This is a genomic window from Bacillus halotolerans (genome assembly GCF_001517105.1).
GTDB classification, from domain to species: domain Bacteria; phylum Bacillota; class Bacilli; order Bacillales; family Bacillaceae; genus Bacillus; species Bacillus halotolerans.
Genome location: NZ_LPVF01000010.1, coordinates 303756 through 316209 on the forward strand (window position 1 = coordinate 303756; position 12454 = coordinate 316209).

10 protein-coding genes and 2 pseudogenes are annotated in these 12454 nt (G+C 43.0%); all 12 read right to left on the bottom strand.

Going from position 1 to position 12454, the window contains the following annotated elements; all coding sequences use genetic code 11:
* Nucleotides 1-32: 32 nt before the first annotated feature.
* On the bottom strand, nucleotides 33-509 hold the full coding sequence (locus tag AU387_RS11920; RefSeq protein WP_059292751.1) for a putative periplasmic lipoprotein: 477 nt from the start codon (nucleotides 507-509) through the stop codon (nucleotides 33-35).
* Nucleotides 510-675: 166 nt separating this feature from the next.
* On the bottom strand, nucleotides 676-864 hold the full coding sequence (locus AU387_RS11925; protein ID WP_024121464.1) for a hypothetical protein: 189 nt from the start codon (nucleotides 862-864) through the stop codon (nucleotides 676-678).
* 341 nt (nucleotides 865-1205) lie between these two features.
* Nucleotides 1206-1597, bottom strand: a pseudogene (locus AU387_RS11930) (tyrosine-type recombinase/integrase); the annotation flags it as partial.
* Complete coding sequence (locus AU387_RS11935) at nucleotides 1597-2016, bottom strand: ArpU family phage packaging/lysis transcriptional regulator (RefSeq protein WP_232460813.1); 420 nt, start codon at nucleotides 2014-2016, stop codon at nucleotides 1597-1599. The gene AU387_RS11935 and the pseudogene AU387_RS11930, both read right to left, overlap by 1 nt.
* A gap of 46 nt (nucleotides 2017-2062) precedes the next feature.
* Nucleotides 2063-2191: a hypothetical protein gene (locus tag AU387_RS22225; RefSeq protein ID WP_044155830.1), complete on the bottom strand. Its 129-nt coding sequence runs from the start codon at nucleotides 2189-2191 to the stop codon at nucleotides 2063-2065.
* Between the two features lie 282 nt (nucleotides 2192-2473).
* On the bottom strand, nucleotides 2474-4357 hold the full coding sequence (gene mutL, locus AU387_RS11940) for a DNA mismatch repair endonuclease MutL (RefSeq protein ID WP_059335774.1): 1884 nt from the start codon (nucleotides 4355-4357) through the stop codon (nucleotides 2474-2476).
* Between the two features lie 15 nt (nucleotides 4358-4372).
* The gene (gene mutS / locus AU387_RS11945; protein ID WP_059335775.1) at nucleotides 4373-6970 is read right to left on the bottom strand and encodes a DNA mismatch repair protein MutS; all 2598 of its coding nucleotides are present in this window, start codon (nucleotides 6968-6970) and stop codon (nucleotides 4373-4375) included.
* Between the two features lie 131 nt (nucleotides 6971-7101).
* A complete protein-coding gene (gene cotE / locus AU387_RS11950; protein WP_024121461.1) occupies nucleotides 7102-7647 on the bottom strand; it encodes an outer spore coat protein CotE in 546 nt (181 codons plus the stop codon).
* A 255-nt stretch (nucleotides 7648-7902) separates the two neighbouring features.
* Complete coding sequence (gene ricA / locus AU387_RS11955; RefSeq protein ID WP_010334317.1) at nucleotides 7903-8334, bottom strand: regulatory iron-sulfur-containing complex subunit RicA; 432 nt, start codon at nucleotides 8332-8334, stop codon at nucleotides 7903-7905.
* 1 nt (nucleotide 8335) lies between these two features.
* A pseudogene (miaB, locus tag AU387_RS11960) lies at nucleotides 8336-9866 on the bottom strand (tRNA (N6-isopentenyl adenosine(37)-C2)-methylthiotransferase MiaB).
* 143 nt (nucleotides 9867-10009) lie between these two features.
* A complete protein-coding gene (locus AU387_RS11965) occupies nucleotides 10010-11188 on the bottom strand; it encodes a glycine C-acetyltransferase (RefSeq protein ID WP_059335776.1) in 1179 nt (392 codons plus the stop codon).
* Between the two features lie 13 nt (nucleotides 11189-11201).
* Nucleotides 11202-12245 (bottom strand): L-threonine 3-dehydrogenase, encoded by a 1044-nt coding sequence (gene tdh / locus AU387_RS11970; protein ID WP_059335777.1) that lies wholly within the window; start codon nucleotides 12243-12245, stop codon nucleotides 11202-11204.
* Nucleotides 12246-12454: the final 209 nt, after the last annotated feature.

Consider the following 12454-nt stretch of genomic DNA (forward strand, 5'->3'; position numbering starts at 1 on the left):
TGCCAATATAAAAAGACACCCAATCGGATGTCTTACTCTCTTTCTACTAGAACGCCTGTAATCACCGGTGTCTCTTCACCTTCTTGCACCGGGCCGTAAGCTGAAACCTTATCACCCTTAGTTAATGTTAAGTAACTCATGTTCATCACTAGATACAAACACTTTTCACCGTCTTCTTCCTGAGAAATTATAAACGAATCTTTATCCGTTACACTCTCGACTGTGCCAGTTATCTTCACAACTTTATCAACTGGTGGATCGTTTACATTTAATTCTTCGTATGACGCTTGAGTAGCAATTTCCTTTACTGTTTCGTTACCTTCTGTACGTGCTGTGTCTGTAGACTCGTCTTCTTGAGTAACACCAGCATCATCTATAGACAACCCGTCTGTGTTTGATTCCTTGTTTATTTCATTTTGTTTCGCAGTGTCATTGTTTTTCGTTTCATTGCTGGTTGAACAGCCAGCAAGCAGTCCAATAGATATCAAAGTAATTATTATGTATTTCATGTAACTCCCTCCATTATGAGAAGAGTATACCTTACATGATTGTTTCAAACTACTTTTTAATAGACAAAAGTTAATCCCCCCATACGTTCCTTTCCTCTGTTCACATGTGCACCTGCATCGCGCAGCTACCCAAATAAAAAAGCACCCCGAGGGATGCTTTTTTATTTTATTTTCTTTTCACATCAAATTGCGTGACAAGTCGCATATTAACATTTGCTATACGCTTACCATCTTCAAACTCATACCAATGTTCACATTCTTGCAATTCTTTTATAAGTGCTTTCTCAGATTCTGCAATTACTTTAGCTGTTCTTAAATTTTCATTATCAAACCAAAAAACAACTTCAAATTTCATAAACTTTCACCTCTAGATTTATTATCAGACAAGAGGACTAGAAATGAAACAGTTCGCAAAATTTGTCGAACGATTCCCTTTAAATCACATATTTATTCTTTCTAAATTGCCACCGTACCGCCAATTGTCTATCCTGAGATTTACCGGAAGCAGTTTACAGAGAATATAAAAAGCGCCTTCCGCCTTCCCCACGACGGGAAAGCGCCTTAACGAATATAAAAAAGAATTTAAGATAATAATTTTATCTGAGCGTAACACCTTCAACACTTTATTTGCGCTTAGTTAAAGCCTTGCGTTAGACGCATTCAATCTTTAATTAATATACGTAAGGCTTTACACATCCTCAATGTATGAGTGCCGATGTCATCCAAACCAACATACTCAGCAGCCGCCCTGAGAATCTTGTATGCCATCGACCGGGATATTGGCTTGTTGATTCCTTCACGGCTTTTAAAGAGAAACTCATGGTCCTCTTTCCCTTCGACATAGGCCTTAAATTCTCTTTGAAGAGCTGGCGTCATATCAATTCTCTTTTTCTTTTTCGTTTTCTTCTCTATGAGATTGAAGTATGGCCGTTTCGCGTCTCTCACTCTCAGCTGCAGAATATCCGATATGCGGAGCCCTGAGTTGATACCGGTCACAAATAGCATGTAATTCTCATGTTTTGGTCTTTTAAAAACCTCTTGATGTAGAAAATACATTCCGGATCACGTATAGGCGGAACAAAATTCATTAAGAAGCTGCCCCTTTCTTGTAGACTTCTTCTCTTAGAGCAAACGCCAGCCTATAGAGAGCTTTTGCCTTTACACGATAGTAACTTCGCTGGCTCATTCCGATTTCTGCATATACTTCATAATCGTACATTTCTTCCGGCTTCATATAGAGCATGAAGATGATCTGCCGTTCTCTTTGAGAAAGCCGGTTAACAGCCTTTTGAATCCTTTTTAAGAATTTGTCACGCTGAATCTCCCAATCAAGACGCTTTAACGCTGCATCTTCCGTCGATGAATGAAATTCATTCGTAATGCTTGGCGGAACAATGCTGTAAGTTGGTGTAACCTTTGGCAAAAAATCATCTGGCACCTGTAAGAGATATATCCGGTATTGATCAAGCAGCTTCTCTGCTTTTAGTTTAGTCGCTTCTTCGTCAATTTAAGGAATGTTTAATGTTAATTGATTCATATTTTTACCCTCACGTTTATTTGCGTCTTAAAGCTCCGCCTTTGCCTCTTTTCAGTGTTCTCCTATCTTGAACCATCATTATCCACCAAAACCATTCTGAGCGCTCCTGCTCGTTTTTATTGGACTTTTTCTTCCTCTTCTTCATGCCGTCCCTCCGTTCAAACAAAAAACGGACACCAACCAAAGCACAGATTTCTCTGTACAGTGATTAGTGTCCGCAGGCATCTAAGGCATACTCATGCAATCATGCTGTTAGAAAGCGAAGACCTTAAATACGACTTTGGCCATACTACAGTTATTATGACTGCTGATGTTATATACATAACACAATAAAAAAAGCATTGGTCAATTCGAAGAATATCTAAATGCTTGAAAAATGTATGGGCAAAATATGGGCAAAGGGTATATTCCCCTTCGCCTAAATCCACTACATCACCCGTTTGAACATCTTTTCCATCTCATACGTGGAATGATGAATCATAATCGGACGGCCGTGCGGGCATGTAAATGGGTCTGATGTGCTTCGGAGATCGTCCAGTAGCGCTTTGATCTCGTCGTTTCTGAGGTGGCGGTTTGCTTTGATTGAACCTTTGCAGCTCATCATAATCGCCGCTTCTTCGCGCAGTTTTTTGATATCAATGTTTTTCGAATCGAGCACCTGCTGAATGATTTCTTCTATCAGCTCGGCTTCTTCTCCTTTTGGAAACCAAGCCGGGTGGCAGCGGACGATGTAACTGTTCGAGCCGAAAGACTCTAAAAAGACACCTACGCTTTCGAGCTCTTGTTGATGCTGTTCAATAATGAGTGCCTCGTTCGTGGAATAATGGAACGTGAGCGGCACAATCATGTCCTGCACCTCAGGCTCAACCTCCCCGACCTTTTCACGAAAATATTCGTATTTAATACGCTCTTGGGCGGCATGCTGGTCGATAATATATAAGCCGTTTTCGTTTTGCGCCAATATATAGGTCCCATGCATCTGGCCAATCGGGTACATGATCGGCACACGTTCAGATGATGTCTGCTGAAGTTCCTGAGCGGGCTCCTGTTCGAATGCTTCAGGCAATTCCTCTGAAACAGCAGGCTCTGCAATATCTTGTTTTGTTTCAGCCACAGAATGAGTTTCAAGCTGCTCTGAAGGCAATTCGTCTTCTATCTCAACTGGTTCTTTGACAACTGAACTGAGCTTCATTGGTGAATACGAAGGCATAGGCGCTTTTTCCGGCACTTTTCTTTCAGAAGGTTTATCATCAAAGGTCATGATCTGCTGCTCATTTTTGATCACAGGTGCTGACTTTTTCGGAAGCTGTGCGCTCGGTATCAGCTGCTGCTGTTTAAATACATCTTTTATGCCGTCACGAATTAAGTCGTGCAGCTCTGTTTCCTTGCTGAGCCGTACCTCAAGCTTCGAAGGGTGCACGTTGACATCGACTAAAATTGGGTCCATGGTGATTTCTATAAATGTGATCGGATGGCGTCCGATTGGCAAAAGTGTGTGATATCCTTCGTGCACCGCCTTGACGAGCGGGAAATTTTTAATATAACGGCCATTGATGACAGACGACATGTAATTTCTCGATGCCCGTGTAATCTCTGGCAGAGCGATATATCCCTTCACTTCAAAATCCAGTGAGCTGACATGAAGCGGCAGCATTTTTTTAGCGACAGCCGTACCGTAAATCGCGGCAAGGACATGGCGCACATCTCCATTTCCATTCGTTTGGAGAAGATTTTTTCCATGATGGCGAAGGCGGATCGATACCTCCGGATGTGCCAGCGCAATCCGGTTGACCACATCCGTAATATTCCCAAGCTCTGTATGAACGGTTTTCATATATTTCAAGCGGGCCGGTGTATTAAAAAACAGATTGGAAACGACAATTTCGGTTCCCTTCCTGCTTGAGGAACGCGATTCAGAAATAATGTTTCCGCCTTGGAGCATGAGCTTCGTTCCCGCTCCTTCTCCCGTGCTTGTCGTAATCTCCAGATGGGAGACTGACGCAATACTTGGCAGTGCCTCTCCCCTGAAACCAAGTGTTCTCACTCTGAATAAATCATTCTCATCTTTTATTTTACTTGTTGCGTGGCGGCGGAAGGCACGCTTGCAATCTTCATTTTCCATTCCTTCTCCATTATCCAGAACACGAATGGATGCAAGACCCGCTTCCTCAATGTCGATTTCAATGACTGTGCTGTCAGCGCCGATGGCATTTTCCACCAATTCCTTCACGACTGAGGCGGGCCGTTCCACAACCTCGCCCGCCGCAATTTTATTTGAAAGTTCATCTGACAGCTGGATGACTTTTGCCACATTCATCACCCCGTTTTAATGTAATTTCTTTTGCAGCTTGTACATTTCATTCATCGCTTCCAGCGGTGTCATATCAAGTATATTCAGAGATTTAAAGATATCAAGTACTTGCTTTTCTTTTTTAGAAAGCTTTGGTGATACAGCCGGTTTATCCGATTCGTCAAAGAAGGACAGCTGTGCCGGCTCTTCTTTGACCTCATGTTTCTGTACTGGTACCTCAGGTTTCTGCACTGGCACTTCCGGTTTGTTCCCTGAATGCTCAAGTTCTTTTAGAATGTCTTGAGCGCGCGAAATCAGATCTTCCGGCAGCTCAGCCAGCTGGGCGACATGGATACCGTAGCTTTTGTCAGCGGCCCCTTCTTTAATTTGATGAAGAAAGACAACCGTTCCATTATATTCCTCAGCACGAACATGGACATTTTTCAGCTGCGGAAGCTTTTCTTCAAGAACCGTCAGCTCATGATAGTGCGTACTAAACAGCGTCTTGGCGCCAATATGGTCATGAACATATTCAATAATCGCTTGCGCAAGGGCCATGCCGTCATATGTGGACGTTCCCCGCCCGATTTCATCAAACAAAATGAGGCTGTTTTTGGTTGCATTTACAATCGCATTTTTGGCTTCAAGCATTTCCACCATAAATGTACTTTGTCCGGAAATCAAATCATCCGCCGCGCCGATTCGGGTGAAAATTTGATCGAAAATCGGAAGCATAGCTTTTTTCGCGGGCACAAAGCAGCCAATTTGCGCCATAATGGAGATGAGCGCGATTTGTCTCATGTATGTGCTTTTCCCCGACATGTTCGGTCCGGTAATGAGCAGCACCTGTCTGTTATCGCCCATCACACAGTTGTTAGGCACGTATTCCTGGCTGTCCATTACTTTTTCAACAACCGGGTGTCTGCCCTCTATGACCTCAACTTCATCTTTAGAAAACTCAGGTTTCGTGTAATGACGATTTTCACTAATTGTCGCAAAGCATTGCAGCGCATCGAGCTCACTCATCTGTTTGGCGAGCTGCTGCAAACGCGGAATATACAATTTCACTTTCTCACGCAGCTCGGTGAACAGCTCGTATTCCAGCTCGCAGATGTTATTTTCCGCTTCCAAAATGAGCGCTTCTTTTTCTTTTAATTCAGGTGTAATATAGCGTTCTGCATTCGTTAGCGTCTGTTTCCGCTCATAACGCCCTTCTTCAAGAAGGTGCAAATTCGCCTTTGTCACTTCAATATAATAGCCAAATACTTTATTGAAGCCGACTTTTAATGACCGAATGCCTGTATATTCACGTTCCTGCTGTTCAAGGCGGGCAATCCAGTCTTTGCCGTTTCTGCTAGCATCGCGGTATTCATCGAGTTTTTGATTGTACCCGTCTTTGATCAGGTTCCCTTCTTTTACTGATATCGGAGGGTTTTCGTACAGGGCTCCTTCCAGTAATTCCAGAACATCGCCGCACGGGTCAATCCGCTCTGCACGCTCCTTCGCTTTCTTATGAGCCAGTGAAGCAACAAGCTGTTTAATGCCGGGCACTTGCTTTAATGATTCCTTCAGCTGAATGAGATCCCGTGCATTGACATTTCCGAATGCGACACGGCCTGCAAGGCGTTCTAAATCATAGACTTCCTTTAAACGATCACGCAGATCTTCCCGTTCAAAGAAATGGGACATTAATGTTTCCACCATTTCTTGACGCTCTTCAATTTGATTCACTCTGATAAGCGGACGGTCAATCCACTGTTTCAGCAGCCGCCCTCCCATCGCAGTTTTTGTTTCATCAAGCAGCCATAACAGGGAGCCTTTTTTATTTTTTGAACGGATCGTTTCAGTCAGCTCCAAATTTCGCTTTGAGTACAAGTCGATTTTCATGGCTTCTTCAAGCTCATACACTTGTACAGGCTGAAGGTGATCTAAGCTCCGTTTCTGAGTCCTTTTCAGATACGTATATAAACGGAGAAACGTTTTCGTTACGTCCGGATTCTGCAAATGCTCAATAATCTGAACGTGCTCATCCGTTTCCCCATCTTCAATTGAAATGGTAGCGCCGCACCGCTCCTTCAGCTGAGCAACCGTCTTTTCATCAAGGCTTCCCGATACGACAATTTCCCGCGCGCCGACCGAATAAATTTCTGATATGACGTCTTCCAGCCGTTCAATTAAAACAGCCAAATTTTCACCCGTTGTTAAATCGGACAGCGCCAGCCCGTATCCGTTTGAGCAGGCCGAAACTGATGCAATAAAGTTGTTTTCTGATTCATGGATGCCTTTTCCGTCCATTACAGTTCCAGGCGTAATCAGCTGAACGACTTCACGTTTGACGACGCCCTTTGCAGCCTTTGGATCCTCCGTTTGTTCGCATATGGCCACCTTGTATCCTTTTTTAATAAGCTGCTCGATATATGCCGAAGCAGAATGATACGGAACACCGCACATCGGTATTTTTTCAGCGGCGCCTCCGTCTCTGCTTGTTAACGTAATTTCCAGCTCTTGTGATGCTTTTTTAGCGTCCTCAAAAAACATTTCGTAAAAATCACCGAGACGAAAAAATAAAAAGGCATCCTGGTGCTCTGCCTTTATTTTTAAATATTGCTGTATCATAGGCGTATAAGTAGCCATTGTTTAATCCCTCACTATGTATCAACGTTTCTATTTGCCAGCCTTCATTATAACATAAACAGAAAGTGTTAAAAGAATGATATGTCTATATAAAAAAGAGACTTGGGGTACCGACTCCCCTAGTCTCTTTTTTATTCTTCAGGATCTCCAACTAAAAATTCAGGATTGATGTCCTCCAGCTCTTCATCAAGTTCGTCTTCCCAATCCTCTTCGTCATCCTCTTCCCAATCAGAATTCACTTCTACAACAACCTTTGTTTCCCCTACCACTTCCGCCAAAAATTCCCTCTCCGCTTGCACGACAATTTTATTGCCATTTGGAGATATGGTGACTTCAAGGCAGTTTGGCTGCTGAAGCACTTTTGCAATCACTTCATGCTCATCGTCTAAGTAATTGTTATCTCTGTATCTGAGTTTAATCACATCGACGTACTTCACTCGTTCTGTGACAACCTCTGTTTTTGTATTGTCTGCGTAAGAGTACCATACGTTTATATCGTAATACCCTTCAATTTCTACGGTTTTTCCGATTTTTTCTGCGTCATACTTGTGATTGATAATCCAACCGCCCAAAATGCTGCTCGGTTTTTTCTCAGGGGAGATGGTATTGGTGCACTGTGTAAATTTTCTGCCTTTCGCTACTACCGCCTTCGTGATAATTTCCCTGTATTCAGACATTCCGGCATGCCTCCTTGTTCTTCTTCGTGTTATCTTATGCTGGGCATTCGTCTAGTGTGCATTTTTATAAATAAAATATAAAAATACAAAGTTTCTGTTCCATTGTATGCAGGGGTGCCTAGAAACTTTACTCATAAGTGCGATAAAGTTTATTTGGCTAAAGGCGGCAAAACAGATTGAATATTTAGTACATAGTTTGTTTAGTTCTTTTAATAGTTTAACATAAAAAAACACGGGCCTGAAAAGGCACCGTGTTTAAAGAGAACAGCTGTTATTTGAATGTTTCATCTTCGAACCGGTTTCTCCTTTTAGAAGGTCGCCTCCGGTTGATGCAATGATTTCATTTGTGACCTGATTGGAAATGGTGGTCGCCACGAGCTGCAGAAGGTCATTCACCTCAACCTGAGAATCTCTGAATTCCTGGATGACAGGAATGTCTTCAAGCTCCTCTTGCAGCGCATCAATTTTTTCTTCTACTTGTTTGAGCGCTTCGAGTTTTTGGTAATGCTTCAGATTAACAGCTTGTTTTTGCAGGGCTTTAATCTGATTAATGATTACAGACACTTTTGCGTTCTCATTAATTTGCGCTTCAGCCCGTTTGAAAAAATCAACCTCTTCTGTTTCAGAGATCATTTTTGCAAGGTTTCGTGCTTGCTGCACAATGTCTTTTTTAGAGTAGAGCGTCATCTTATTTCACCTCGATTGCTTCTCCTGCCATTTCTCCGTCAAGAGACCACGTTTTCGCTTGCTGGATTTTCACGCGAACGATTTTGCCGATCGCTTCCTTTGGTCCTTTGAAATTCACAAGCTTGCTTTTTTCAGTGTAGCCGGCAAGAACCTCAGGGTTGTTTTTGCTTTCGCCCTCAACTAATACTTCGACAACCTTGCCTTCATATTCCTTCATTTTTTTAGCAGAAATTTCATTAACCAGTGCGTTCAGACGCTGCAGGCGTTCTTTTTTCACTCTCATCGGAACGTTATCTTTCATTTTTTGCTGCAGGTGTGCCTTCACGCGGAGAGTAAATGAACGTATAGGCGCTGTCAAACTCCACTTCACGGTATAATGAAAGCGTTTCTTCAAACTGTTCGTCCGTTTCGTTAGGGAAGCCGACGATAATGTCAGTTGTTAAAGAAGCGTTTGGCATAGCCGCTTTGATTTTTCTGACGAGCTCCATGTAACGCTCTCTGTCATATTTGCGTGCCATCAGTTTCAAGACCTCTGAGCTTCCTGATTGGACCGGCAGATGAATATGATCGAGCAGATTGCCGCCTTTTGCAAGCACTTCAATAAGGTGATCATCAAAGTCACGCGGATGACTCGTTGTGAAACGGATTCTCGGGATATCGATTTTGCGCAGCTCATCCATCAAATCACCAAGGCCGTAGTTCATATCTTCAAAGTCTTTTCCGTACGCGTTTACGTTTTGGCCTAAAAGTGTAATTTCCTTATAGCCTTCACTTGCAAGTCTTCTTACTTCCTGAATGATCTCTTCCGGACGGCGGCTTCTTTCTTTTCCGCGTGTATACGGGACGATGCAATACGTACAGAACTTGTCACAGCCGTACATGATGTTGACCCAGCCTTTAATTTTTCCGTTGCGGACTTTCGGAAGGTTTTCAATGACATCGCCTTCCTTGGACCAAACTTCTATGACCATTTCTTTTGAAAGGTATGCTTCAGACAAAAGCTCCGGCAGACGATGGATATTATGCGTACCGAAAATCATATCGACAAACGGATGTTTTTTCAAAATCCTGTTAACGACTGATTCCTCTTGTGACATACAGCCGCAAACGCCTAAGATAAGATCCGGGTTATTTTTTTTGAGTGCTTTTAAGTGTCCAAGCTCACCGAATACCTTGTTTTCCGCATTTTCACGGATTGCACATGTATTTAACAAAATGACATTGGCATCGTCAACAGAGTTTGTCGCTTCATAGCCAAGAGCCATAAAGATCCCTGCCATTACTTCTGTATCATGTTCGTTCATTTGGCAGCCATACGTCCGGATATAGAATTTTCTTCCTTCACCCATGCCTTTGAATTCTTCAGAAATTTTAAAGTCATTATGATAAGTAACGGCTTCTTTGCCGCGTTTTTTCGCATCTTTTAAAGAAGGCGGAATGTAGACAGCTTCAAAGTACTTGCTGTAATCCTTCTCGGATTTTTTGTCCGATGGATTAACTTGTCCGCTCTCTAATTTTTGCTTTTCATTCATATGATATTTCTCCTTTCAAACCAAACTTCCACCCTCCAGTATAAAGGTTATTGAAGATCTGCACAACTGGCAACCTATCATTGTACACTCATTGAGAATAATAATCAATAAGGAATGAAAGGGAGAAGAGTGTTCCTTTCTCCTTACAATAGCTGAAGCTCCTTTGCTGTCTTTTCAATGGCATCAAGCGCCTGATCCAGTTCTTCTTTGGTGTGCTCGGCTGTAATAATTGTGCGTATTCTGGCTTTTCCTTTTGCAACAGTCGGGAAAACGATGCTTTGTGCAAAAACACCTTGTGACAGAAGCTGATCAGAAAATTGCTTCGCTGCCCCCTCATCACCTATTAAAATAGGCAAAATCGGCGTCTCGCTCTGTGTGAGAGTAAAACCCATTTGGACAAGCATTGATTTAAAATAATGTGTATTCTCCCACAGACGCTCCATATGCTCCAGCTCTTCCAGCAAGACATCAATTGCTTCCATACAAGCTGCAGTTACAGCCGGAGGATGTGACGTGCTAAATAAAAACGGACGGCCTTTATGACGCAAATAGTCGATTAACACCTTTGAACCGGCAGCGTATCCCCCTAAAACTCCGATTGCCTTGCTTAACGTTCCGACTTGAATATGAACCCTTCCGTCAAGACCGAAATGATTTACCGTCCCTCTGCCGTTTTCGCCAAGCACTCCGGATGCGTGGGCGTCATCAACCATCACAAAAGCGTCATATTTCTCAGCGAGCTCCACAATGTCAGGCAGAGGAGCAATATTTCCATCCATTGAAAATACGCCGTCAGTGACAATCAAGCGCATGCGGTAATTCATTGATTTTCTCAGCACCTTCTCTAAATCACTCATATTTACATGCTGATAAACCTTTTTATCCGCCTTAGTCAATCTGATTCCATCAATGATAGAGGCATGGTTCAATTCATCAGAAATGACAATATCGTCTTTTGAAAGAATGCTGGAAAGTACACCTTGGTTTGTTGTAAAGCCTGATTGGAAGACAAGTGCCGCCTCTGTTTTTTTAAAGGCTGCCAGCTTTTTCTCCAATTCTTGATGCATGGTAAACGTTCCGGCGATTGTCCGGACTGAACCGGTTCCGGCTCCAAATTGCTGAGCAGCTTCCTGTGCAGCTTTGATGAGTCTTGGGTGTGAAGTAAATCCGAGGTAATTATTAGAAGAAAGCTGAATGACTTTTTTATGATTCACTGTAACAGAAGGGCCCTGCATTGATTCAACCTGTTTAACGTCTTGCCATGTATGGTTTTCTTTCATTCTTTCAAGCTCTGCTTTTAGAAACTCAAATTCTTTTGTCATGTTGATCCCCCTTTTATGGAATTAAAATAACCTTTCCGCACTGTCCGCTTCTCATCAGTTCAAACCCTTTCTCAAACTCTTCTAATGGAAACTGATGGGTAATAATAGGTGAAAGATCCAGTGTGTTTGTTCTAAGAAATTGTGAAACCTGCCGCCATGTCGTAAACATCTTTCTCCCTGTGATCCCTTGGATAGTAAGGCCTTTAAACACGACTTTATTCGTCAAGTCGATGGTAACCGGATGTTCCGGCAGGCTGAGAATATGAAATCTCCCGCCATTTGCAGCCATTGCTAGGCCTTGCGCGATAGCTAGAGGGTGACCCGACATCTCACAAACGAGATCAGCTCCTTCCCCGCCTGTTAAAGCGCTTACAATTTTGAGCGGATCTTCTTTTTCGACGGAGACCGTGCTTGTGGCTCCCATTTGTTTGGCGAGAGCTAATCTGTACTCATTTTTGTCAATGGCGACCACCTGCGCTGCACCTGCTGCTTTTGCGACCGCTACCGCCATAAGTCCGATCGGCCCGCATCCAATAATGGCAGTCGTTCCTCCGGCGTTCTGACTCTCAAGAACTGTATGAACGGCATTTCCTAAAGGCTCTTGAATGGAAGCAATCGCCGGGTCCATATCCGCGGGGTTCTTCCAAACGTTTTCGGCCGGCACTTTGACATACTCCGCAAAACAGCCTGCCGTGTCCACTCCGATAATGGCCGTATTTTTACATACATGAGGCTTTCCTGTTAAACAAGGGACGCATGTGCCGCATACAATGTGTGTTTCCGCAGAAACATACTCCCCGATTTTTACACTGCTGACATTCTCGCCTACAGCCTCGACAATGCCACTAAACTCATGGCCGAAGACACAAGGAGCTTTTATTCTCTGCCGTGCCCATTGGTCCCAATTATAAATATGCACATCCGTGCCGCAAATGGAAGCTGCCTTAACTTTTATAAGAACTTCATGCTTATCGATTTCAGGAATGGGAACTTCAGCCAGCACAGCGCCGAAAGCACCGTGTTTTTTCATTACAGCTTTCATCTTTCCACTCTGCATGTACAATCCTCCTTTAAAAGTCTTGCTATAACCGGATTGTACCATGATCTGGAATCACCGTAAACAGATGTGTCTTCCTAGGAAAGACAAAAGTATCCGTCTTGAAAAATGGGCTAAATTTTTTTTATAAAAAGCCGGAATCGTTTTTAGACATGACATATGGTTCATTTATATTATAAAAATACTATTGAGAGAAAATATCACAATAA

What these genes read in the sequence shown, in the direction of transcription:
- AU387_RS11920 (WP_059292751.1), bottom strand. Translation starts at nt 509, where the DNA reads ATGAAATACATAATAATTACTTTGATATCTATTGGACTGCTTGCTGGC.
- AU387_RS11925 (WP_024121464.1), bottom strand. Translation starts at nt 864, where the DNA reads ATGAAATTTGAAGTTGTTTTTTGGTTTGATAATGAAAATTTAAGAACA.
- AU387_RS22225 (WP_044155830.1), bottom strand. Translation starts at nt 2,191, where the DNA reads ATGAAGAAGAGGAAGAAAAAGTCCAATAAAAACGAGCAGGAGCGCTCA.
- mutS (WP_059335775.1), bottom strand. Translation starts at nt 6,970, where the DNA reads ATGGCTACTTATACGCCTATGATACAGCAATATTTAAAAATAAAGGCA.
- cotE (WP_024121461.1), bottom strand. Translation starts at nt 7,647, where the DNA reads ATGTCTGAATACAGGGAAATTATCACGAAGGCGGTAGTAGCGAAAGGC.
- ricA (WP_010334317.1), bottom strand. Translation starts at nt 8,334, where the DNA reads ATGACGCTCTACTCTAAAAAAGACATTGTGCAGCAAGCACGAAACCTT.
- AU387_RS11965 (WP_059335776.1), bottom strand. Translation starts at nt 11,188, where the DNA reads ATGACAAAAGAATTTGAGTTTCTAAAAGCAGAGCTTGAAAGAATGAAA.
- tdh (WP_059335777.1), bottom strand. Translation starts at nt 12,245, where the DNA reads ATGCAGAGTGGAAAGATGAAAGCTGTAATGAAAAAACACGGTGCTTTC.